General features: G+C 65.0%; 24 protein-coding genes. 13 read left to right on the top strand and 11 right to left on the bottom strand.

The features are described from left to right. Positions 1-6 precede the first annotated feature (6 nt). The 3 genes from AC1VWL_RS12705 to AC1VWL_RS12715 are packed head-to-tail and all read right to left on the bottom strand — an operon-like array spanning position 7 to position 2,236. The gene (locus AC1VWL_RS12705; protein ID WP_482986931.1) at positions 7-1,443 is read right to left on the bottom strand and encodes an NAD(P)(+) transhydrogenase (Re/Si-specific) subunit beta; all 1,437 of its coding nucleotides are present in this window, start codon (positions 1,441-1,443) and stop codon (positions 7-9) included. Then, positions 1,440-1,937, bottom strand: a complete 498-nt coding sequence (locus AC1VWL_RS12710) for a hypothetical protein (RefSeq protein ID WP_282267099.1) — start codon at positions 1,935-1,937, stop codon at positions 1,440-1,442. The genes AC1VWL_RS12705 and AC1VWL_RS12710 overlap by 4 nt, the downstream gene beginning before the upstream one ends. Next, entirely contained in the window at positions 1,934-2,236 is a 303-nt protein-coding gene (locus AC1VWL_RS12715; protein ID WP_282267096.1) for an NAD(P) transhydrogenase subunit alpha part 2, read from the bottom strand. Before AC1VWL_RS12715 ends, AC1VWL_RS12710 begins: the two co-directional genes overlap by 4 nt. A 138-nt stretch (positions 2,237-2,374) precedes the next feature. On the opposite strand from AC1VWL_RS12715, the gene AC1VWL_RS12720 reads away from it, so the two are divergent. Genes AC1VWL_RS12720 through AC1VWL_RS12730 form a run of 3 tightly spaced genes read left to right on the top strand, consistent with a single transcriptional unit; the run spans position 2,375 to position 3,710 of the window. Then, positions 2,375-2,926: an RNA polymerase sigma factor gene (locus AC1VWL_RS12720; protein WP_482986932.1), complete on the top strand. Its 552-nt coding sequence runs from the start codon at positions 2,375-2,377 to the stop codon at positions 2,924-2,926. 5 nt (positions 2,927-2,931) lie between these two features. Beyond that, positions 2,932-3,279, top strand: a complete 348-nt coding sequence (locus AC1VWL_RS12725; protein ID WP_482986944.1) for a hypothetical protein — start codon at positions 2,932-2,934, stop codon at positions 3,277-3,279. A 5-nt stretch (positions 3,280-3,284) separates the two neighbouring features. Further along, positions 3,285-3,710 (top strand): DUF3106 domain-containing protein, encoded by a 426-nt coding sequence (locus AC1VWL_RS12730; protein ID WP_482986933.1) that lies wholly within the window; start codon positions 3,285-3,287, stop codon positions 3,708-3,710. A gap of 324 nt (positions 3,711-4,034) precedes the next feature. Here AC1VWL_RS12730 and AC1VWL_RS12735 read toward each other — a convergent pair whose 3' ends face one another. Both AC1VWL_RS12735 and AC1VWL_RS12740 read right to left on the bottom strand, forming a co-directional pair. Then, on the bottom strand, positions 4,035-5,138 hold the full coding sequence (locus AC1VWL_RS12735) for an NAD(P) transhydrogenase subunit alpha (protein ID WP_482986934.1): 1,104 nt from the start codon (positions 5,136-5,138) through the stop codon (positions 4,035-4,037). 87 nt (positions 5,139-5,225) lie between these two features. Then, the gene (locus AC1VWL_RS12740; RefSeq protein WP_482986935.1) at positions 5,226-7,535 is read right to left on the bottom strand and encodes a DUF1631 domain-containing protein; all 2,310 of its coding nucleotides are present in this window, start codon (positions 7,533-7,535) and stop codon (positions 5,226-5,228) included. A gap of 311 nt (positions 7,536-7,846) precedes the next feature. Between AC1VWL_RS12740 and AC1VWL_RS12745 the strand changes: the two genes are divergently transcribed. The 4 genes from AC1VWL_RS12745 to AC1VWL_RS12760 are packed head-to-tail and all read left to right on the top strand — an operon-like array spanning position 7,847 to position 10,716. Further along, positions 7,847-8,422 (top strand): nitroreductase family protein, encoded by a 576-nt coding sequence (locus AC1VWL_RS12745; RefSeq protein WP_282267084.1) that lies wholly within the window; start codon positions 7,847-7,849, stop codon positions 8,420-8,422. Further along, on the top strand, positions 8,410-9,357 hold the full coding sequence (locus AC1VWL_RS12750) for a 5'-3' exonuclease (RefSeq protein WP_296250839.1): 948 nt from the start codon (positions 8,410-8,412) through the stop codon (positions 9,355-9,357). The genes AC1VWL_RS12745 and AC1VWL_RS12750 overlap by 13 nt, the downstream gene beginning before the upstream one ends. Beyond that, positions 9,354-9,905, top strand: coding sequence for an NUDIX hydrolase (locus AC1VWL_RS12755; protein WP_282267082.1), 552 nt, complete (start codon positions 9,354-9,356; stop codon positions 9,903-9,905). Before AC1VWL_RS12750 ends, AC1VWL_RS12755 begins: the two co-directional genes overlap by 4 nt. Next, complete coding sequence (locus tag AC1VWL_RS12760) at positions 9,886-10,716, top strand: N-formylglutamate amidohydrolase (protein WP_482986936.1); 831 nt, start codon at positions 9,886-9,888, stop codon at positions 10,714-10,716. Before AC1VWL_RS12755 ends, AC1VWL_RS12760 begins: the two co-directional genes overlap by 20 nt. Before the next feature lie 275 nt (positions 10,717-10,991). Here AC1VWL_RS12760 and AC1VWL_RS12765 read toward each other — a convergent pair whose 3' ends face one another. Together AC1VWL_RS12765 and AC1VWL_RS12770 are read right to left on the bottom strand one after the other, a co-directional pair. Then, positions 10,992-11,678 (bottom strand): DUF7716 domain-containing protein, encoded by a 687-nt coding sequence (locus AC1VWL_RS12765; protein WP_481615549.1) that lies wholly within the window; start codon positions 11,676-11,678, stop codon positions 10,992-10,994. Next, positions 11,675-13,108, bottom strand: coding sequence for an MFS transporter (locus AC1VWL_RS12770; protein WP_482986937.1), 1,434 nt, complete (start codon positions 13,106-13,108; stop codon positions 11,675-11,677). Before AC1VWL_RS12770 ends, AC1VWL_RS12765 begins: the two co-directional genes overlap by 4 nt. A 105-nt stretch (positions 13,109-13,213) precedes the next feature. On the opposite strand from AC1VWL_RS12770, the gene AC1VWL_RS12775 reads away from it, so the two are divergent. Continuing rightward, positions 13,214-14,101: a LysR family transcriptional regulator gene (locus tag AC1VWL_RS12775; protein WP_482986945.1), complete on the top strand. Its 888-nt coding sequence runs from the start codon at positions 13,214-13,216 to the stop codon at positions 14,099-14,101. A gap of 490 nt (positions 14,102-14,591) precedes the next feature. Here the strand turns inward: AC1VWL_RS12775 and pip are convergent, their stop codons facing one another. The 4 genes from pip to prmC form a co-directional block, all read right to left on the bottom strand. Beyond that, positions 14,592-15,536, bottom strand: a complete 945-nt coding sequence (pip, locus tag AC1VWL_RS12780; protein WP_481615551.1) for a prolyl aminopeptidase — start codon at positions 15,534-15,536, stop codon at positions 14,592-14,594. Between the two features lie 74 nt (positions 15,537-15,610). Continuing rightward, a complete protein-coding gene (locus tag AC1VWL_RS12785; protein ID WP_482986938.1) occupies positions 15,611-16,867 on the bottom strand; it encodes an erythromycin esterase family protein in 1,257 nt (418 codons plus the stop codon). 275 nt (positions 16,868-17,142) lie between these two features. Further along, a complete protein-coding gene (locus AC1VWL_RS12790) occupies positions 17,143-17,295 on the bottom strand; it encodes a hypothetical protein (RefSeq protein ID WP_482986939.1) in 153 nt (50 codons plus the stop codon). 5 nt (positions 17,296-17,300) lie between these two features. Then, entirely contained in the window at positions 17,301-18,143 is an 843-nt protein-coding gene (prmC, locus tag AC1VWL_RS12795; RefSeq protein WP_482986940.1) for a peptide chain release factor N(5)-glutamine methyltransferase, read from the bottom strand. A 300-nt stretch (positions 18,144-18,443) separates the two neighbouring features. Here prmC and ahpC point away from each other — a divergent pair, with 300 nt between their 5' ends. From ahpC to AC1VWL_RS12820, 5 genes are all read left to right on the top strand, one after another. Continuing rightward, positions 18,444-19,007 (top strand): alkyl hydroperoxide reductase subunit C, encoded by a 564-nt coding sequence (gene ahpC / locus AC1VWL_RS12800; protein WP_282267071.1) that lies wholly within the window; start codon positions 18,444-18,446, stop codon positions 19,005-19,007. Between the two features lie 224 nt (positions 19,008-19,231). Further along, a complete protein-coding gene (gene ahpF, locus AC1VWL_RS12805; RefSeq protein WP_482986941.1) occupies positions 19,232-20,824 on the top strand; it encodes an alkyl hydroperoxide reductase subunit F in 1,593 nt (530 codons plus the stop codon). Positions 20,825-20,976: 152 nt separating this feature from the next. Next, complete coding sequence (locus tag AC1VWL_RS12810) at positions 20,977-21,909, top strand: LysR substrate-binding domain-containing protein (RefSeq protein WP_481615585.1); 933 nt, start codon at positions 20,977-20,979, stop codon at positions 21,907-21,909. Positions 21,910-22,192: 283 nt separating this feature from the next. After that, positions 22,193-22,618, top strand: coding sequence for a nucleoside diphosphate kinase regulator (gene rnk / locus AC1VWL_RS12815; protein WP_481615584.1), 426 nt, complete (start codon positions 22,193-22,195; stop codon positions 22,616-22,618). A gap of 34 nt (positions 22,619-22,652) precedes the next feature. Continuing rightward, a partial coding sequence (locus AC1VWL_RS12820; RefSeq protein WP_345785039.1) for a transaldolase family protein occupies positions 22,653-22,799 on the top strand: 147 nt, incomplete at its 3' end.

Raw genomic sequence — 22,799 nt, forward strand, 5'->3', positions numbered from 1 at the left:
GCGGTATCAGTGCCCGCCGTCCAGCGCCTTGAGTTCACTGACCAGGGCGCTGGCCGCCTCGGCACCATCGCCATACAACATGCGGGTGTTGTCCGCGTAGAACAGCGCGTTCTCGATCCCGGCAAAACCGGTACCTTTGCCGCGCTTGATGACGATGGTGTTCCTGGAATTGACCACATCCAGGATCGGCATGCCGTAGATCGGACTGGTCGGGTCGGTCTTGGCGACCGGGTTGACCACGTCGTTGGCGCCGATCACCAGCGACACGTCGGTGTTGGCAAACTCCGGATTGATGTCGTCCATGTCGGCGATCAGGTCATACGGCACGCCGGCCTCGGCCAGCAGCACGTTCATATGACCGGGCATGCGCCCGGCCACCGGGTGGATCGCGAACTTCACCTTGACCCCGCGTTCGATCAGGCGCTGCGCCAGCTCCCAGATCTTGTGCTGGGCCTGCGCCACCGCCATGCCGTAACCGGGCACGATCACCACGCGCTCGGCGAAGGCCATCATCGCTGCCACATCGGCCGCCTCGATGGGCTTCTGCGTGCCGCTGATTTCCGCGCCCTGGCCACCGCCACCGAAGTTGGAGAACAACACGCCGCTGATCGGACGGTTCATGGCCTTGGCCATCAAGCGGGTCAGCAGGATGCCGGCCGCACCAACCATCATGCCGGCGATGATCAAGGCCTCGTTGCCGAGGACGTAACCTTCAAACGCCACTGCAAGGCCGGTGAACGCGTTGTACAGCGAGATCACCACCGGCATGTCGGCACCGCCAATCGGCAGCGTCATCAGCACGCCCAGCGCCAGCGCCACCACGAAGAAACTGATGATCGCCAGCGGCTGCAGGCTTACCGCTGCCCACACGCCGAGCACCACCATTGCCAGTGCAACCAGCAGATTGAAGACCTGCTGCCCGGGGAACGTAACCCGTTTGTCCAGCCGCCCGTCGAGCTTTGCCCAGGCAATGATCGAACCGGACAGCGATACCGCGCCGATCGCCGAACCAATCACCGCCAGCGCCAGCACCGTATTGGACGGCAACCGCGCCGACAGATCGGCGATGGCCTGCGCGCTCCAATGGCTGGTGTCGCGGTTGGCCAGCTCGGAAAAGCGCAGCAGCTCCACCGCACCAATCGCCGCCGCCGAACCACCACCCATGCCGTTGTAAAGCGCGACCATCTGCGGCATGTCGGTGATGGCCACTTTCTTCGCCGATACCCAGGCCAAGCCGGTACCCAGCACCAGGGAAACCGCGATCAGCGCGAGGTTATGCAGGCCAGGCAGGAAGAACGTCGCTGCAGTCGCGATCAACATGCCCGCGCCAGCCCATTGGATGCCACTGCGCGCGGTCTTGGGCGAGGCCATGCGCTGCAGGCCCAGCAGGAACAGCGTCGCGGCAACCAGGTAACTCGTATTGACCAGGATCGATATGCTCATGCATCGGCCTCCAGAGCCGTGTCGGAGTGGCAAGCAGCCTGCTTGTCGAGGCGATGGTGCTCGCGCATTTCAATGGCGGTCTTGAGCAGGCCGATCATGCCCAGCCCGAATGCCACCATGCCCAGCGCCAGTTGCGACAAGGCCGTTGTCGGCGCAAGCGCGGCGCCCAGCAACCCCAGCACGATCGGCAGCAGTGCCTGCGCGCTGAGCAGCCACAGCATCAGGCCGCCCTTGCGCGGGTCCTGCCAGACTTTCTTCGACATGTTGTTCTGGGTCTTGGACGGGTCCTGCAGCGAGGACATGCCCACGCCCACACCCGCATACAGCAGTGCGCTGTTGTAGGCATCAAGCGCGCCCTCCATGCCATTGAACAGCGGCCGTGCCGCATAGGCGAAAGCGACCAGCAACGCCGGATACTGCAGGTAGCTGAGCCACTGGAAAACCTGCCGCGCGCCGATGGAGGAACCGCCCGCAATACCAGTGGATGAACTCACTTGTCCTTCCCTTCCGGCTTCTTCGAGCTCTTGAACATGTCCAGCATGCGCTCGGTCACCACATAACCGCCGGCCGCATTGCCTGCGCCCAAGGCCACGGCGATGAAGCCGATGACCTTCTCCAGCGTGGTATCGGCATGGCCGAGCACCACCATCGCACCGATCAACACGATGCCGTGGATGAAGTTGGAACCGGACATCAACGGTGTGTGCAGGATCACCGGCACCCGCGAGATGATCACGTGGCCGGCAATCGCTGCCAGCATGAAGATGTACAACGCTACGAACCCGTCGCTCATTGCTTGGTCTCTCCGAGGCTGGAAGCGCCTGTCCGGCATCATAACCATCTGGCCGAAGCCGGCGCGACCGTTGCGTTGTCAACCGATTCCGCACCCGCGCGTTATCACTCCCAGAGACCACGACCGGGACGCTACCCTGTGCTGGTGACCAGCCCACCCTTGATGCCGCCTGTTGCTGTACCCGCCTCGCTGGACGCGTTCCTGGCGGGCATCGGGCCGCGCGCGTTCCGTTTCGCCGAGGCCGGCCTGCGCCAGCGCGACGATGCCTTGGACGCGGTACAGGACGCCATGGAGCGCATGCTGGGCTACCGCGAGCGGCCTGCGGAGGAATGGACAGCCTTGTTCTGGAGCATCCTGCGCCGGCGCATCATCGACCTGCAGCGCCGCCGCAGCTTCCGCCTGAAGTTCTGGGCGCCCCAGGAAGACCACGACCAGGACAGCACCATCGATTGGGCCGACGAAGCCCCCGGTCCGGCACAGACGCATGAACAGCAGCGCGAGTACGCGCAGTTGGTGCAGGCCCTGCGGCAGCTGCCAGCACGGCAGCGCGAAGCCTTCAGCCTGCGCGTGCTGCAGGAACTGGACGTGGCCACCACCGCCAAGGCCATGGGCTGTTCTGAAGGCTCGGTAAAAACCCACCTGTCGCGCGCGCGCGACGCATTGCAGAAACAACTGGAGGCCACGCGGTGAACCGCCTGCCCACACATCCCGAAGCATTCGACCATCAGGCCCGGCAGTTGCAGCGGCAGGCCGATGCCGCGCTGTCTCCTGCCACCCTGGCGCGGCTGCGGCAGGCCCGTCAGCACGCCAGCACGACGAGCACACCATCGGTATGGCGTCGCCATCGCTGGTGGCTGGCGACCGCCTGCTCGGCGCTGCTGGCCGTGCCGGTGGCAATGCAGTTCAATCACAGCGCGCAGCCACCTGCCGCGCCCCTGATCGCCAGCCAGAGCGTTGACGCCGACGCTGACGACAGCTTGCTGTTCGACGAAAGCCCGGAGCTGTACCTGTGGCTGGGCTCCGACAATCTGGCGATGGAATGACGACGATGAAGACCTTGCTGCCCTACCTGCTGCTGCCGTTGCTGTTGATCTGTGCCAGCGTCCCTGCTGTCGCCCAGCAGCAGTTGCCCGAATGGGACCAGCTGACCACTGCCCAGCGCGAGACCCTGATCGCACCGGTGCGGGATCGCTGGAACAGCTCCTCCCCCGATCGTCGCCAGCGCAACTATGAGCATGCCCGCAGCTGGCAGCAGATGACCCCGGCGCAGCGCGAGCAGGCCCGGCGCGGCATGCACCGTTTCGAGAACATGTCGCCCGACCAGCGCCGCGACGCGCAGGCGCTGTTCGACAAGATGCGCGGCATGGACAAGGACCAGCGCCAGCAGCTGCGCGAGCAATGGAACAGGATGAGCCCGGAACAACGCCGGCAATGGGTGCAGGCCAACCCGCCAGCGGCACGTCCCCCGCGCTGATCCTGAACTGTAGTGCCGAGCCATGCTCGGCAGGGGCTTTACCAGCGAAAAGCTGCCCTCACCCCAACCCCTCTCCCGCATGCGGGAGAGGGGCTGAAGCCAAAGCCGATCCAGCCCTGTAGTGCCGAGCCATGCTCGGCAGGGGTTTTCCAGGCAATACCAGCACTCTTGTGGGAGCGGCGTAAGCCGCGAAGCTGACTTCAATGAAGTAAACGCAGGCGCCTGCATCCCGACGGACAACCGACTTCGCGGCTTACGCCGCTCCTACAAGATGGTTTCCAGGTAGAGCCCCAGCCGAGCATGGCTCGGCTCTACCGATGACGGTCAGACCGGCGGAATCTCGCCGCCAGCGGGGCGTTGCGGCCACACCGTCTTGGCCAGCAATTCATCATTCCAGTCGAACGACAACTTGCCGTCCTTCAGGAACAAGGCCACGAAGTTGTAGACGTTACGCGCAAACATCTCGCTGGCATGCACCGCGCCCATGCTGGCCAGGTTGAGCGGACCAGCAACCGTCACGCCACCAACCTCGATGGTCTGGCCCGGCTGGGTAGCTTCGCAATTGCCGCCGGTTTCAGCCGCCAGATCGACAATCACGCTGCCCGGGCGCATGCCCGCCACCATCGCCGCGGTGACGATTTTCGGCGCCGGACGCCCCGGCACGGCCGCAGTGCAGACCACCACGTCTACGCCTTTCAGATGCTCGGCCAAGCGTCGCTGCTGTTCAGCGCGCTCGTCATCGGTCAGCTGCCGGGCATAACCGCCTTCACCTGCCGCACTGACGCCCAGGTCCAAGAACTTGCCGCCCAGCGACTCAATCTGCTCACGGGTTTCCGGGCGCACATCGAAGCCCTCGACCGCTGCACCCAACCGCTTGGCCGTGGCAACCGCCTGCAGGCCTGCAACGCCAGCGCCAACGACCAATACCTTGGACGGGCGGATGGTGCCGGCGGCGGTGGTCAGCATCGGGAAGAAGCGCGGCGCCAGCTGTGCGGCGATCAGGGTCGCCTTGTAACCGGCCATGCCGGCCTGTGAGCTGAGCACATCCATCGCCTGCGCACGGGTGGTACGCGGCAATCGTTCCAACGGAAAGGTTTGCAGTTGCCGCGCTTGCAGCGCAGCCGCGCGAGCAGGGTCGGCTTCAGGCTGCACGCCGCCCACCAGCACCGCACCCGCCTTCAGGCGGGTAATGCTGGACAAGGATGGCGCCTGTACGCACAACACCAGGTCCGCGCCTTCCAACGCGTCACCCAGCTGTGCACCTGCATCCACATAGGCCTGGTCGGGGAAGCCCGCGGCCGTACCGGCGCCGGCCTGCAGGTGTACCTGCGCGCCGGCTGAAACAAGCTTCTTCACCGTTTCCGGCGTGGCGGCAACGCGTCGCTCGCCCTCAGCGGTTTCCTTCAATACCAAGACATCTACGGCCATTCCAGTCCTCGATGCGCAGCGGATCAACCGCCGGATCGTAGCAAAGCCGATGCCCTGTGCGGCAGGCCCTGGCCTGCCGGTTTGCGGTCAGTGCGCCGCGCCCTGCGGCTCAAGGCGATCAATCACGCCTTGCATGGCGCTGTCGAAGGCGCCGTCATCCACATGCGGACGCAGTCGTTCCAGGCGCACCATCACCGCCAGTTCTTCCGGCGAGGCCACGCAGAAGCGGATGCCGCGGCGGTTGACGAACAGCAGGCGCGAGGAGATCGGGCTCACCCACGACAACTTGCCGGCCTGCATCTTGCCGTCCTTGTCGATGAAATCCAGCCAGGTGCCAATCTCCATCCGCCGAAAACGCTCGGCATCGGTGTCGTCGAAGTCTTCGGCCTTGGTCGCACTGCCAAACTCGATGGCCGGCGTTTCCGGCGCTGGTGGCGTGGGCAGGGCAACCGGTGGCAGCTCCGGCAACGCACGCTCGAGCTCCGGGCGCAACTCGGCGACGGACTGCAAGGTGTCATGCAAGGCATCGATCGCGGTGGTGCCGCCGTCGCCATGCAGGCCAACACTGGCAAAGACCTTGCGCAGGCCCGGCTGGCAGGACTGCAACCACGGTTTGCCAACGATATGACGGCGCGCCTCGGCCACTTCCTCCAGCACGTCGTCTGCCAGTTTGAGCGCCTCGCTCACACCCTCGCCTTCCTCGCCTTCGCGCAACAGGGTGAGGGTGAGATGGTGGTTCCAGGGCTGGCGAAGGAAGTCTTCGATGGCCTTGGGCAGCGCGGTATCGGCAACACGCTTGTCCAGTTCGGCGCTGGCACGATTGCGTGCAACCTCGAGCTTTTCCTGCCCGCGCTGGGTTTCTGCGGCACGCCGTTCGGTGATCTCAACCCGGCGCCGATGCTGGGCCAGGAACTCGCGGAACTCTTCTTCCAACGTCAGGAAGATCGCCAGGTTCTCGTTGAACTCGGCGGTCAGCCGCTCAATGATTTCTTCGACCTTGCCCATCAGCGCGCGCTCGGCCTGGCTTTCACCGGCATTGCCCTCGCAGGCCTCGGCCAGCGAATTGAGCAGCTTGCGTGCCGGATGGGTCTTCTGCACGAACATGCGCCGGTCGAGCATGGCAACCTTGACGAAGGGCACCACCAGCCGGCCGATCAACTCGCGCGAGCGGCCCTCAAGGTCCCGCTCGTCCAGCATCACGTCAAACAGCATGCCGACCAGGTCGATCGCATCCTCGTCCTGCGGGTCCAGGTGCGCCTGCTGCGGGTCCACCCCGAGGCGGGTGGCGCCGGACAGCACTTCACTCTTGAGCCGCTGCGCCAGCGATTCGCCATCCTCACCCACCGCCGCACGCAGGGTTGCGCTGGGCGTGGCCTGCAGCAGCGACAACACCGACATCATCTCGCGCTGGTTCAGGGAGCGCTGATGGCCGGTGCCGGCCTGCCCCGCGTCCGCTGAAGATGCTGAGGCGCCTTCACGGGTCTGCCGGCTTTGTGCCAGCAGCTCATGCAGGGCTTCCAGCACCATGTTCTGTGGATTGCCATAAGCCTGCTCGGCTTCGAAGCCCGCCGCTGCCTGCGCGGCAGCCTGGCCGGCCATGCTGCCGCGGCGCTGGCTCCAGCGCTCGGAAAAGCGCCGCGCCCACATTGGCGCGTGACCCGGGTCAAACCCTTCCTCTTCTTCCTGTGCAGCCTGCTCCATCTGTTCGGCAGGCGTGCGCTGCGGTGCGGAGCGACGTGGTGCAGCGATCTCGGGAGCCGCACCGGCCTGCGCCAGTCGCTCGTCCACTGCCTGGTAGAGCTTGCCGATACCGGCCGCAAACTCACGCTCGCACAGCTTGAACAGCACCAGCCGCACTTCTGCGGCCAGGTCGCAGGTATAGAACGCCTCGTGCACGGCAACACCAATGTGTTCCGGCCCAATCGGGTTGGTATCGGCATCCAGCGCGGCCACCCCGGCCACCCAGGCCAGGCGGTGATCGATGCGCAGCAATACCTGCTTCCAGTCGCGCAGCAGCACGGTCGCAAAATTGCGCACGGCCAGGCGTGACTCAAGAATGTGTTCGGGCACCAGGCTCAGGCCGCCGTCACTCTGCCCGGCCAGTACGGTTTCCGCCGACTGCGGTGTGCCCGCTTCCAGCGCGGCCCAGGCCTGCTGCAGGTGCGAGTCGAAGCGGCGCGAGATCTCATCGCGACGGCGGCGCAGCTCGCGCATGCCGTCCAGGAATGCCAGCTGCGACGGGCCCGCCGTCTCCGCACGGTCGAACAAGGCATCGTCAAACCCCGCCAGCACCTTGGCGAAAGCCTGTGACAGCACAGGCAGGGCAGCCTCGCGGGCCACGCCAAGCAGGTTCTGGTTACGACCGGGCTGACCGGCGGGATGCGGACTGGACATCATGCGCAAAGGCTCCACACCCATACAGGCGCTGATCTTCTTGTAAACGATTGAGGAAATGCAGACGCGGCCCCTGAATCCGCACGCGCATGGTAGGCGGAGAAGATGAACAGGGTCAGTGATGCAGTACGCACTTCCTACCTCATGAGCCCTTCCCCGCATTACCAGCAATGCTAAGCGTGTCGGCGATTATTAGCGACCCGTAGCTCGTTCAGGGCACACGACACAGCGCACAAAACTGACCCTGATCTACGCTAAACGGCCGGTACATGGGCGGCGTCTATAATCAGTGGCCACCTCAGCCCCTGTGAACCATGTCCGACAACTGCTTCCTGCAAGCGCTGGATCAGCGCCATTCGGTGCCCTCCCTGCAACTGGGCGAGCCAGCGCCGGACCACGCCACGCAGCTGCGCATGCTGCAATCGGCCGTCCGGGTACCGGATCACGGCAAGATGGTGCCGTTCCGCTTCCTGCGCCTGCAGGGCGACGCCCGCCACGCCCTGGGTGAGTTCCTGGCCCAGCGCAGCCGCCAGCGCGACCCCAATGCATCTGACGCGGCGGTCGAGAAGGACCGCAAACGCTTCTCGCATGCGCCGCTGATCATCACCGTGATCGCCCGCCTGCAGGACAACCCCAAGGTGCCCATGCAGGAACAACTGCTCACCGCCGGCTGCGCCTGCTTCGCGCTGCTGCAGGCCGCACAGGGCGTGGGCTTCGGCGCGCAGTGGCTGACCGCGTGGATGAGCAGCGACCCCGAAGTCGCCCGCCACCTGGGCCTGGCCAGCAACGAACAGATCGTCGGCTTCATCCATATCGGCACCCCGAAGATCGCCGTCCCCGACCGCGAGCGCCCCGATCCGGCCGCGCTGCTGCAGGACTGGCAGCCGTGACGGCTGCCAATACCCCGCTGCAGCCGCTTTACCTGATCGACGCCAGTTTGTATGTGTTCCGCGCCTGGCACTCGATCCCCGACGAGTTCCAGGATGCACAGGGATGGCCGGTGAACGCAGTTCACGGTTTTGCCCGCTTCCTGCTCGACCTGCTGGAGCGCGAGCGCCCGCAGCACATCGCGGTGGCTTTCGACGAAGCGCTGGACAGCTGTTTCCGCCACGCGCTGTATCCGGCCTACAAGGCCAACCGTGATCCGGCCCCGGAGGAACTGCGCCGCCAGTTCGCCCATTGCAAGGCGCTGTGCGCCGCCTTGGGCCTGGAAGTACTGGCCGACCGCGAATACGAGGCTGACGACCTGATCGGCAGCGCCCTGCATGCCAGCCGCGGCCGCCTGCGCGGGGTCATCGTCTCGGCCGACAAGGACCTGTCGCAGCTGCTGCTGGAACACGACGAACAATGGGACTACGCCCGCAACCAGCGCTGGGGCGCGGACGGGGTGAAGGCACGGCAAGGCGTGCACGCCCACCAGGTCGCCGACTACCTTGCGTTGAGCGGCGATGCAGTGGACAACATCCCCGGCGTCTCCGGCATCGGCGCCAAATCGGCGGCGGTGCTGCTGGCCCATTTCGGCACGATGGATGCCCTGCTCGAACGCATCGACGAAGTGCCGTTCCTGCGCCTACGCGGTGCCGCCACCATGGCGGTGCGGTTGCGTGAGCAACGCGAGCAGGCACTCCTGTTCCGCCAGCTGACCACGGTTGCCTTGAACGCACCGCTGCACAACGCCGCCGGCGGCTTCGTGCGTGCCAATGGCGACGGCGACATGCTCGGCGGGCTGTGCGAGGCGCTTCGGTTTGGCCCGATGACCCGGCGCCGGCTGATGACGGCGGCCGGCCTGCAGTCCCCTTCCACTCCAGCCAACGAGTTCGCATGAGCCAGAACACTGCTGAACCCCGCGTCGTCTACGAAGGCAAATACCAGCGCATGCTGGTGCGCGGCACCTGGGAGTACAGCGAGCGCACCCATGCCGGCGGGCTGGCTGCGATCATCATCGCAGTCACCCCCGATGATGAAGTGCTGTTCGTCGAGCAATTCCGCGTGCCGTTGCAGGCGCGCACCATCGAGATGCCGGCCGGGCTGGTTGGCGATATCGATGCCGGTGAATCCATCGAGGTTTCAGCCGTGCGCGAGCTGGAAGAGGAAACCGGCTGGACCGCCGACCAGGCCGAAGTGCTGATGATCGGCCCCACGTCCTCGGGCGCCAGCAGCGAGAAGATCGCCTTCGTGCGTGCCACCGGCCTGCGCAAGGTCGGCGACGGCGGCGGCGATGCCAGTGAAGACATCACCGTGCACAGCATCCCTCGCCAACGCGCTGCAGCCTGGCTGGTGGAGAAAATGGGTGAAGGCTACGAGCTGGACGCGAAGTTGTGGGCCGGCCTGTGGATGATCGAACACCATCTGGATGGGCGTCCGCGTGGCTGACTCAGGCTTGCAAGGCGTCGCCCCACTGCTCGGCGCCGATGATCCAGCGGTTTACACCGTGCACAACCCGAACGGCGTGTCCCCGTTCCTGCTGCTGGCCGATCATGCCGGCCAGCGCGTGCCGCAGGCGCTGCAGGACCTGGGCTTGCCGCAGGCCGAACTGGACCGCCACATCGGCTGGGACATCGGCATCGCCGGCACCACCCGCGCCCTGGCCGAGCGCCTGGACGCCTGGGCCATCGAACAGACCTATTCGCGACTGCTGATCGACTGCAACCGGCCGCTGGTGTCGCCAACGCTGATTCCTGAAGTCAGCGACGGCACCGCTGTTCCCGGCAATCGCGGCCTTGATCCACAGCAACGCCAGCAGCGCATTGATGCAATCCACGCGCCCTACCATGCACGCATCGACGCCGAGCTGGACCGTCGCCGCGATGCGGCTGTGCCGACGCTGCTGGTGATGATGCACAGCTTCACCCCGGCGATGGCCGGCGTGGAACGTCCATGGCATGCAGGCGTGCTGTATCACCAGGACACGCGCTTCGCGCACGCGCTGCTGCAGGCCTTGCGCGAGGAAGGCGACCTGGTGGTCGGCGACAACCAGCCGTACTCGGTGAACAGCAGCAGCGACTATGCGGTGCCGGTGCATGGCGAAGGCCGCGGCCTGGTGCATGTGGAACTGGAGATCCGCCAGGACCTGATTGCCGATGCGGCGGGACAGCAGGCCTGGGCAGAGCGACTGGAGCGGATATTCCGCAATCTGCAACCGATGTTGCTCGCCCTGCAGGAGCCGCGCACCGCCGTGCTGTAGGAGCGGCGTAAGCCGCGAAGCTGATGGCGTATCGGATGTTGCGCTTGCAGGGCCCCTGCCGAGCATGGCTCGGCACTACAGGTGCTGACGCTTTTGTGGGAGCGGCGTAAGCCGCGAAGCTGATGGCGTGTCGGACGTTGCGTTTGTAGAACCCCTGCCGAGCATGGCTCGGCACTACAGGTGCTGACGCTTTTGTGGGAGCGGCGTAAGCCGCGAAGCTGGTGCTGCTTCCGGCAACCGCAATGCCTCGCAGCATGCATTGCCAGCTTCGCGGCTTACACCGCTCCTACAACAACCGTCGGCGTCGGCACTGCTGACCACGGGAAGGGTTTGTAGCCTCGCACCTGCAACGGCACGCCCAAGGCATCGAAGGCCGCGACAATTCCGGCGCAGCGCTTCCGGTCCAGCTGTTCGCCGAGACACACCGGCAGATCGCGGCAGGCAGCCAAAGCCTCGCCAATCGATACAGCCAACAACGCCGCCACCTGACGCGCTGCATCCTTCACATGCTGCGCGGGACATTGCGCCAGCACCACATCGAAGCTGGCGTAGATGCCGGGCCCGACATCCAACGCCCGTGCGGCTTCCTGCTCGGCCTCCGCGGCCTCGCCCAAGGCCTCATCGATACCCGGCACCTGCAGGAACGCATCGTACTCGGCGTAGTAATCCAGTGCCGCTGCGTAGTCCTCCAGCGTCGATAGCGGACGCTGGCGCTTCTGCACATCAAGCACATCGGCAAAGGTCGCCGGTTCCAGGAAGCTCGAAAGACCCAAGGCACGCGCCGCCGTCGGCAACTCATCATCATCGAAGGCTTCGGCCTCGCTGGCCGGCAGCCAGAACGAAGCATTCAAGGCGCCGCCTTCGCTGGCGTGGACCCAGCCGTAGCGCGCCCACACCTCATCGTCGTCGTTGCAGCTGGCAAAGCTGTCCAGGGTCTGGCGGAGATCCAACAGTTCAATCATGCGTCGCTGGGCAAACAATCGGCGGAGCTGCAGTCTAGCGGCGCCGGCCGCAGGCGCAATGCAACCACCACGCCGAGTGCAGCGAACAGCGCAGCACCATATTGCGCATGGACCAATCCCTGCAGCGCCTGCGCGCTGTCAGCCGGTGCGGTTGCACGTGCCGCATTGGCCAGCATCACCAGCACAGCCAGGCCCAGGGCACCGCCGATCTGCTGCGCAGTGGCCGCCATGCCGGAAGCCACGCCTTGCTGCGCGGCAGGAACGCCCTGCCCGGCCACGATCCACATCGCCGTCCAGGTCATGCCCTGACCCAGGCTGAGCAGCACGATGCCCGGCAGCAGCGGCCAGTAACCAGCACCGTGCGGCAATGCAAAGGCAACGCCAGCAATTCCCAATGTCCCCGCCGCCAAGCCCCACGCCAGCACCTGCCGTGGCGAACGTACCGCCAACATGCGCTCGGCGATGCGGATGCCGACGGTGCACACCAGCGTCGGCGGCAGGAACGCCATACCTGCCTGCAACGGGCTCCAGCCATAGCCGTCCTGGTAGTACAGGGCCAGGAAGTAGTACTGGACGCCGAAGCTGCTCATGAACAGCATGGTCAGCCACATCGCGGTACGCAGCCCGGGCACCCGCAGCAAGGCGAAGTGCATCAGCGGATCGGCACTGCGTTTCTCGATCAGCACGAAGGCTGCCAGCAACAGCAACGACAACAGCAGGCAGGCCAGTGTTATCGGCGCAGCCCAGCCCCATTCCGGCCCCTGTACCAGGGTGGTGACCAGCAGGCTGCCGCCGACGGTCACGCTGAAGCAGCCGGCGAGATCGAAGGTTCGACCACGTGCACGTGGGCCGTCCGACGGCAACCAGACGCCACCCAGCACTGCACAGGCCCCGGCAATCGGCACGATCACCAGCAGCACCGATGCCCAGCCGAACTGCTGGGTCAGCACGCCACCGAGCAGGGTTCCCAGCGCAAGGCCACCGGCACTGGCCATGCTCCAGATCGCCAGCGCCCGATTGCGCGGCGCGCCTTCGGCATACAGCGTATTGATCAGGGCCAGGGTGGCCGGGAACAGCAAGGCCGCACCAATGCCCTGCACCGCGCGCGCCGCCACCAGCAGCCACGCGCTGCTGCTGAAGCCACCAACCAGCGAAGCCAACGCGAACAAGGCCATGCCCAGCCGATAGAAGCGCCGCTTGCCGAGCAGGTCGGCCGCGCGGCCACCCAGCAACAGGCAACCACCAAAGGCCACGGTGTAGGCGCTGACCACCCATTGCAGTTGCTGCGCATTGATCTGCAGCGCGCGCCCCATGTCATGCAGGGCGACGAAGATGATGGTGGCGTCCAGGGCGATGATCAGCTGTGCCGTGGCCAACAGCGCAAGCGCCAGCCGCGGTGTGGCAGAGAGTGGAGACGATGAAACCTGCATTGCCTGAATCCAGAAACACGGGGGCGCACAGTCTTATTGATGACACGGCGCAGATAAATCAGGATACATGCATATTTGTAATGCGGATTTGCATCAATGGATGCCATGGACCTCAACGCGGTACGCATGCTGGTGCAGGTCGCCGACGCGCGCAGCTTCACCGTAGCCGCGGGGCAGCTTGGGCTCAGCCAATCCGGCCTGTCGCGGGCGATCAGCCGGCTGGAGCACTCGTTGGGGGTACGCCTGCTCCACCGCAATACCCGCAACGTCAGCCTGACACCGGACGGGCGCCTGTTCGTCGAGCACTGCCAGCCGCTGCTCAGTGGCCTGGAAGACGCACAGCGCCAGTTGGGCGATCGCCCGTGTGTTCCCTCAGGCGTATTGAAGCTGACCGCGCCCTCGATGTTTGGCCGCAAGGTGCTGGTGCCCTTGGCCGGAAAACTGATCGCCGCACATCCACAGCTGCAGTTCGAGCTGGTGCTCAATGACCGCCTGGTCGACCTGGCCGAAGAGGGTTTCGACGCCGCCCTGCGCACCGGCCCGATCAGCGATGTACGGATGGTGGCCAGGCCCTTGCGGCCGCTGCGCTGGGTGACGGTTGCCGCACCGGACTACCTCGCCCGCCACGGCCAGCCCGCAACCGTGGAAGCGCTGCAGGAACACACCTGCCTGGCGGTACGCAATCTGCGCAGTGGCCGCCTGGTGGACTGGCAGTTCCGGGCGCTGGATGGGCAGATGCACGACTTCACCCCGCCGACGCGGATGGTGTTCGACAGCGGCGATCCGCTGGTGGAAGCCGCCCTGGCCGGTATTGGCATCGTGCAGGTGATGGACTTCGCCGTCGCCGACGCCCTGGCCGATGGGCGCTTGCAGCGCGTGTTGCAGGCCAACGAAGGACGAACCCGCGCCCTGTCGCTGGTCTATCCGCCATCACGGCAGGTGTCGCCCAAGCTGAAGGTTCTGGCAGAAGCCTTGCTGGCCGGCGAATGGTGAAACGCAACAGCGCCGGTGCTGTCTCGCGTTGTCCACACAGGCTGTGTCCCGGCATATACACAAGCTGTGGATAAGAACCCGCAGCCCTTGTGTACCAAGCCCTCGCAAGCACTGGTGAATTTTTAGCCAGACATCTTGTGTAGTGCCGAGCCATGCTCGGCAGGGGGCTTGCCAACAATCAATAACTGCAGGAGCGGCGTCAGCCGCGACGCTTCGGCAGCGCCAGCCAAAGCCCCCCTCCCCAACCCTCCCCTTCGCTGTGCGAAAGGGAGGGAGCGAAGCGGTAGTGCCGAGCCATGCTCGGCAGGGGGCTTTCCCAGCAATCCATCAGATGTGGGAGCGGCGCCAGCCGCGAAGCTCGCGGCAATGACCCGTTGGGCATTTCTGCCATCTGGACATCTACGAGCTTCGCGGCTGACGCCGCTCCTACATAGAGGTCCATCGGTGACGCCCATGCCGAGCATGGCTCGGCACTACAGGGGTTGGCTTATCAGCCGGCGAAGCTGTCGGTGGCGCGTACCAGTGCATCGACGTTCTCGGCTTCAAATGCCGAGTGGCCGGACGCCGGGCTGATCTGCAGCGTCGCCTTCGGCCAGACCTTGTGCAGTTCCCAGGCATTGGCCAGCGGGCAGACCACGTCGTAACGGCCGTGCACGATCACACCCGGGATGTGGGCGATCTTGTGCGCGTCGCGCAGCAGCTGGTCTTCCACCTCGAAGAAGCCACCGTTGACGAAGTAGTGGTTCTCGATGCGAGCGAAGGCCAGTGCGAACTGCGGGTCTTCGTGGCTGTTGACGAAGTCGTCGTCCACATGCAGGAAGCTGGTGGCACCTTCCCACACGCTCCATGCCTTGGCGGCAGCCAGGCGCGTGGCCTCGTCGTCACTGGTCAGGCGGCGGTGGAAGGCCGAGATCAGGTCATGGCGCTCAACCAGCGGGATCGGCTTCAGATAGTGCTCCCAGGCATCCGGGAACAAACGGTTGGCGCCTTCCTGGTAGAACCATTCCAGCTCCCAGCGACGCAGCATGAAGATGCCGCGCAGCACCAGCTCGGTCACCCGCTGCGGATGGGTTTCCGCATAGGCCAACGCCAGCGTCGAACCCCAACTGCCACCGAACACCTGCCAACTGTCGACGCCGAGCTTCTCGCGCAGCTTCTCGATGTCGGCGACCAGATCCCAGGTGGTGTTGTCGACCAGATCGGCATGCGGGGTGGAACGACCCGAGCCACGCTGGTCGAACAGGATGATGCGGTACTTGGACGGGTCGTGGAACTGGCGCATCTTGTCGCTGCAGCCGCCACCCGGGCCGCCGTGCAGCATCACCACCGGCTTGCCATTGGGATTGCCGCATTGTTCGAAATACAGCGTATGGCGGTCGTCGACCTTGAGCGTGCCGGTGTCGTAGGGCTCGATGGCGGGGTAGAGCGTGCGCATGGCAGCCTCGCTGGGAACAGGCCGGCTAGTCTAACGCAGCGATGTTGCGGTCTTGTCTGCGTTGCAGCGTCCCATCAAGGCGTTGCACTGCTCGCCGGGGTGATGCGGTCCAGCAGCCACAGGCCATCGAAGCGCTGGCGGGCTTCGGCCAAGGGCAAGCCGTCGGCATAGTCAATGCTCCATAGTCGGCTGGCCGCATCGTCCTCGCCAGGCAAGCTGCCTGCATGCAGGTCCACGAACACCGCAGCTGCATTGGCGGTCAGGCGCGACTCCAGCTGTGAAGGCCGCGCGCCCACCTCGCGCAGTTGCTGATCGATGTAATCGCGGTAGCTACCCTGCGCGCCGGCGTAATGCAGCACATAGGCCTGCGCCTGCAGCGCCTTCGGCAAGGCACGGGTCACGTTGTCCACCGGCGGAAAGCCACGTGGATGACCATCGCGGTAGCCACCGAGTCTGTTCAGATGCGCGTAGTGCCCCCAGATGATCGCCTTGCGCCCCGGGTAGGCCTGTTCCAGCAGCCACTGCAGGTTGCCGGCCATGACCGGATCGTGCTCATCGAAAGGCCGCAGTTGCCAGCTCGCCTCGGCCATGCGTTGCAGGCTGGCGTTGATGCGCCGCCAGAAACCATCGCTGTCAAACACATCGTCGCCGTGCTCGGCGTCCGGCGCTGGCAACAGTTGCAGCAACCATTGCGAATCATCGAGGAAGCGCTGGCGTGCGCGGGCGTCGGCCATTGCCAGCTTGCCATCGAGCAATTGCTGTACCTGCTGCAGATGCAGCTGCAGGCGTTGCCGTGCCATTTCATCCAGTGGCTGCCGTAGCAATCTCTCGCGCAGCTGCGGCACCAGCTGGCGGCGTGAGAGTCCGCCACTCAAGCGACCATCGAAGCCTGCCAGCTGCATCGCATCCGGCGTATCACGTTGTGCGTCCAGATAGTCATACAGCGGCCACACCTCGGCGCTGTTGGCGTACATGTAGAAGATGTTGCCGGGCGCGTTGGCACGCAGTGGCAGCCGCGATTGCCATAGGCGGGCGACGTCGAACAAGCCGCTTTCCAGCACCAGCAGGTCAAAGCCCTTGCGCTCATGCAGGTAGCGCACGGTGCGCACCTTGCTTTCGTAGATATTGCCTTCGCCATGGGTGAGCTCATCGAGCATGACGATGCGCTTGTCGCCAATGGCCTCGCCAAGGGGCGCCAGATCGGCGAAGTCATCCTGCATCGGCGAGCCCTCGCGCAAGGGATGGATGGGCGCGTGTTTGCTGGCAGCCGGCGTTGCGGCGCAGCCCAGTGATGTGGCGAGTAATACGGCAGCGAACGCGGTACGGATCATCGGCATCCCCGGCTTGGAATGGCGATGCTACGTGAGGTTTCGGGGTGCGTCATGCGGACAAGGAATGACCTGATTGACGCGGTGAAATGAGATTTTTGACCTCGCTCTGGCTCTGGCTCTGGCTTCGCTTTGGATATTGTCATTCCCGCGGAGGCGGGAATCGCTCTGGCTCTGGCTCTGGCTCCGGCTCTAGCTTTGGCTTTGAAAGTCGTCATTCCCGCGAAGGCGGGAATCGCTCTGGCTCTGGGCTCTGGGCTCTGGCTCTTGCTCCCAAATCAAATGCAGAAGCAAAAGCAAAGACCAGAGCGATTCCCGCCTTCGCGGGAATGACGAGCCAAAGCAGAAGCGAGAGCCGACAGCGGCAGCAACGGCGAGAGCAGGAGCAGGAGCAGCAGCAACAGAAACAGCAACAACAGCAGCGACAGCAACAACCTCAACCAGGCCAACGACCCAGAGTCACCCGATCACGCTGCTCCAGGTCCTGCACCGTCTGCGCCTCCGCAAACCCGGCTTGTTCCAGCAGCGCGCGGATCGCCTCGCCCTGATCCCAGCCGTGCTCCAGCAGCAACCAACCACCGGACACCAGATGCTCATGCGCGCCGGCAATGATCTCGCGGATCGCATCCAGACCATCCGGACCCGAGGCCAGGGCCGGCGGCGGCTCGAAACGCAGGTCCCCCTGCACCAGATGTGGATCACCTGCGGCGATATACGGCGGGTTGCTGACGATCATGTCGAAGCGATCCGCACCCAGCGCCGTATACCAATGCCCACGCCGGAACCACACATTTTCCAGACCGTGCGCCTGTGCGTTCTTCACCGCCATCGCCAGGGTCGGGCCCAGCACATCGGTCGCCATCACCGTGGCCAAAGGCCGCTCGCTGGCGATCGACAAGGCGACCGCGCCACTGCCGGTGCCCATGTCGGCCACCCGCACCATGTCGTCGGCCGGCAACCGTGCCAGCGCCTGCTCGACCAGCAGCTCGGTTTCCGGACGCGGAATGAGGGTCGCCGTGTTGACCTGCAGGTCCAGGGTCCAGAAGCCGCGACGGCCGGTCAGATAGGCCAGCGGATGGCCCTCGGCACGACGCGCCAGCAGCACCTCGAAGCGCTCCACCGCGTCGGCATCCACCTCGTCGGTGGCATGTGAGAACAACCAGGCCCGCTCCACGCCCAGCACGTGGATCAGCAACTGCTCGGCTTCATGGCGGGCATCTTCACCCGGCAGGCGTGCAGCGGCCTCCCGCAACAGCTCGGCAACCTTCAACGTGGACACTGCATTACCTCTTCGCGGGTTCGTTCAGGAGGGCGAGGATAGTCAGCGCACCCGTCCCTGCCTACCGCCATGATCCTTGCCTTGGGATTAATCCTGTCTATGCCACGCCGTTCAGCTTGGCCCCGGATGGCTTGGAAAGCCCGCAAAGCACCCGATATCAGGCCTTGAGGCAGTTCCGGAGCATCAATTGATAGGCTTTATCTATTGATACGATGCATCCAATTCATTTGTTTTATTAGTTTCTGCCTATTAGTCTTTGCTCCAACGATTCACCCCGCCCTACACCCAAGAGGAAACTTCATGTCCCTTATCAACACCCAGGTCCAGCCGTTCAAGGTCAATGCGTTCCACAACGGCAAGTTCATTGAAGTCACCGACGAATCGCTGAAGGGCAAGTGGTCGGTCCTGATCTTCATGCCGGCAGCCTTCACCTTCAACTGCCCGACCGAGATCGAAGACGCCGCTGACAACTATGCCGAGTTCCAGAAGGCCGGTGCCGAGGTCTACATCGTGACCACCGATACCCACTTCTCGCACAAGGTGTGGCACGAAACCTCGCCGGCCGTGGGCAAGGCCAAGTTCCCCCTGGTTGGCGACCCGACCCATCAGCTGACCAACGCCTTCGGCGTGCACATTGCGGAAGAAGGCCTGGCCCTGCGTGGCACCTTCGTGATCAACCCGGAAGGCGTGATCAAGACTTCGGAAATCCACTCCAACGAGATCGCCCGTGACGTGTCCGAAACCCTGCGCAAGCTGAAGGCTGCCCAGTTCACCGCCGCACACCCGAACGAAGTGTGCCCGGCCAAGTGGAAGGAAGGCGAAAAGACCCTGACCCCGTCGCTGGACCTGGTCGGCAAGATCTAAGTCCCAGTCAGCCGGTGGTGATGAACCAGATACAAGGTTCATCGTCATGTCACTCCCACCCCGCCCTCGCGGCGGGCGTGGGGGTGAACCGCAGCGTGTTGATGCCAGCCAGCACCACGCCCGCACGCCACGCAGCCCGCTGCGGTTCACCCCTACTTTTTACTGGCGCCCCGCTTCATGCAGGGGCGTCACTCCCCCGCTTTGCCTCAACGAAGGAGTTGACCGTGCTCGACGACAGCCTCAAGACCCAGCTGCAGCAGTACATGGGCCTGCTGCGCCAGCCACTGCGCCTGATCGCCTCGCTCGACGACAGCAGCGCCAGCCAGGACATGCGCGGCCTGCTTGACGATATCGTCGCGGCCGGCGGCGGCAAGATCACGCTGGACACATCTGGCGACGATGCGCGCAAGCCTTCCTTCATGATCGTCCGCGAAGGCCAGAACCACGGCGTGCGTTTCGCCGGCCTTCCCCTGGGCCACGAATTCGAATCGCTGGTGCTCGCCCTGCTGTGGACCGGCGGCCATCCGCCGAAGGTCGCGCAGGACGTCATCGACAGCATCACCGCGATCGACGGCGAGTACAGCTTCGACGTCTACATGTCGCTGACCTGCCACAACTGCCCGGACGTGGTGCAGGCGCTGGCGCTGATGGCGATCCTGAATCCGAAGATCAGCACCACGGTGATCGAGGGCGGTACGTTCCAGCAGGAAGTGGAACAGCGCCAGGTAATGGCGGTGCCGATGGTGTTCCAGGGTGGCGAGATGTTCGACTCCGGCCGCATGAGCCTGGAGCAGATCGTCGCCAAGCTCGACACTGGCGCCGTTGCCCGCGAAGCCGAGAAGATCAAGGCCAAGGATGCATTCGACGTACTGGTGGTGGGCGGTGGCCCGGCCGGTGCGGCGGCAGCGATCTATGCCGCACGCAAGGGCATCCGCACCGGTGTTGCCGCCGAGCGCTTCGGCGGCCAGGTGCTGGACACCATGGCGATCGAGAACTTCATCTCGGTGCAGCACACCGAAGGCCCGAAGCTGGCCGCTGCGCTGGAAGCCCACGTACGTGAGTACGAGGTGGACATCATGAACCTGCAGCGCGCGGCCAAGCTGCTACCGGCCGGTGCCGATGGGCTGGTCGAGGTGCAGTTGGAGAACGGTGCTTCGCTGAAGTCCAAGACGGTGATCCTGTCCACCGGCGCCCGCTGGCGGCAGATGAACGTGCCGGGCGAGGACGAGTACCGCAACAAGGGCGTGGCCTACTGCCCGCACTGTGACGGTCCGTTGTTCAAGGGCAAGCGCGTGGCGGTGATCGGCGGCGGCAACTCCGGCGTGGAAGCAGCCATCGATCTGGCCGGCATCGTCAGCCACGTCACCGTGTTCGAGTTCGACAGCAAGCTGCGTGCCGACCAGGTGCTGCAGGCCAAGCTCAACAGCCTGCCCAACGTGAAGGTGGTGCTCAACGCACAGACCACCGAAGTGCTGGGCGACGGCCAGAAGGTCAACGGCCTGGTCTATACCGACCGCGTCGGCGGCGATTCGCACCGGGTCGAGCTGGAAGGCATCTTCGTGCAGATCGGCCTGCTGCCGAACACCGAGTGGCTGCGTGGCACGGTGGAGCTCAGCGGTCGCGGCGAGATCATCATCGATGATCGCGGCCAGACAAATGTGCCGGGCGTGTTTGCGGCCGGCGACTGCACCACGGTGCCGTACAAGCAGATCATCATCGCGATGGGCGCCGGCTCGACCGCCGCACTCAGTGCCTTCGATCATCTGATCCGTACGCCGGTACTGCAGCCTGCAGCGGTAGAGGCAGCAACCGCCTGATGCTCAAAGCCCCTCTCCCACCGGGAGAGGGGTTGGGGTGAGGGTAAGGGTGAAACCCATTGCTCCCACGAAATCCGTGGACTTCGCCAACCCTCATCCGCCCCTTCGGGGCAGCTTCTCCCGCAGGAGAAGGAAACACCCGGGAGCCCGACATGAACCTTCGTGACCTGAAATACCTGGTGGCGCTGGCCGAGCACAAACACTTCGGCCGTGCCGCTGCGGCCAGCTTCGTCAGCCAGCCCACCCTGTCCACCCAGATCAAGAAGCTGGAAGAAGAGCTGGGCGTGCCGCTGGTGGAGCGCGCGCCGCGCAAGGTGATGCTGACCCCGGCCGGCCGCGAGGCCGCCGCGCGGGCGCGCAGCATCGTGGCCGAAGTGGAACAGATGAAGGAAGCCGCACGCCGCGCCCGTGACCCGGAAGCCGGCACCGTGCGTCTGGGAATCTTCCCGACGCTCGGCCCGTATCTGCTGCCGCACGTGGTACCTGCAATCCGCCAGCGCTTCCCGCAGCTGGAGATGCTGCTGGTTGAGGAAAAGAGCGATGTGTTGCTGGCGCAGCTGCGCAACGGCCAGCTCGATGCCGCACTACTGGCCCTGCCAATCGCCGACGAGCAGTTGCACACCGAATTCCTGTTCGAGGAACCCTTCGTGCTGGCCGCACCGGAAGGCCATCCGCTGACCAACCATCCCTCGCTGACGCTGGATGACCTGTCCGACCAACGCCTGCTGCTGCTGCAGGATGGCCATTGCCTGCGCGATCAGGCGCTGGATGTCTGCCATATGGCCGGCGCGCTTGAGAAATCCGAGTTCCAGGCCACCAGCCTGGAAACCCTGCGGCAGATGGTGGCGGCGAATGTGGGTGTCACCCTGCTGCCGATGCTGGCGGTGAAGCCGCCGGTGGCGCGTTCGGAGAACGTGCGGTTGATCCCGTTTGCGGGCAATCCGCAACCGAATCGCAGGATCGGCATGGTCTGGCGCCGCAGCTCGGCGATGGGCGCGTTCCTGGAACAGTTCTCGCAGCTGTTCAAGCAACTGCCGGCGGGGTTGTTGGAGGCGCCGGCTGAACCGGCGCGGGTTCAAGCTTAAAGGCTTACCCCTCCCTGGCCCTCCCCTACGCTGCGTGCAAGGGAGGGGGCAAGGCTTGACTCCCTCCCTTGCGCCGCAGGCGGAGGGGAGGGTTGGGGAGGGGGTGCTCTCCGCAGCCCCCCAAAACCTGAATACCACCCTGCCCCACATTGCATCCGGGCCGCACCGGCCCCATGATCTTCACAGGGCCGCCGACGGCCCGTTTCACCAGCACAATCGAAATCCGGGCGGCGCCGACAAAGCGTCGCCTTTTGCTTGCTCTTCAATCAGATAAGGAATTCCCATGACCAGCCAAAGCGGTCTGCCACCATCCATCGTTGTTTCCACCCGTGACATGGCCCGCCTTGAGGCCCTGCTGGACTCCCCGGCGCTGAGCCGGCACCCGGCCGCTGTTGCCCTTGCGCAGGAACTTGAGCGCGCACAGGTGCTGCCGCCGGAAGAAATCCCCGAAGGCATCGTCACCATGCACTCCCGTGTGGACTGCGAAGACGAACTGCACAACGAAAAACATTCCCTGACCCTGGTCTATCCGCACGAAGCGGACTTCGACAAGGGCCGCGTGTCCGTGCTGGCACCGGTCGGCAGCGCCCTGCTGGGCTTGTCGGTTGGCCAGACCATCGACTGGACCGCACCGGGCGGCCGCAAGCTGCGCCTGCGCGTCACCGCCGTTCACTACCAGCCCGAAGCGGCTGGCGATTTCCACCGCTGAGCGCACTGCGCCGCACCTGCAACAGGAAACCATGATGTCCCAGGCCCCCTCCAAGCTCGCCCAGCTGCGCGAACTGTCCGTCGTCGTCGCCGATACCGGCGATTACGACGCCATCAAGCGCCTGCGCCCGGTCGACTGCACCACCAACCCGACGCTGGTGAAGAAAGCCCTCGACCTGCCG

This window comes from Stenotrophomonas sp. STEN063 (assembly GCF_056854515.1).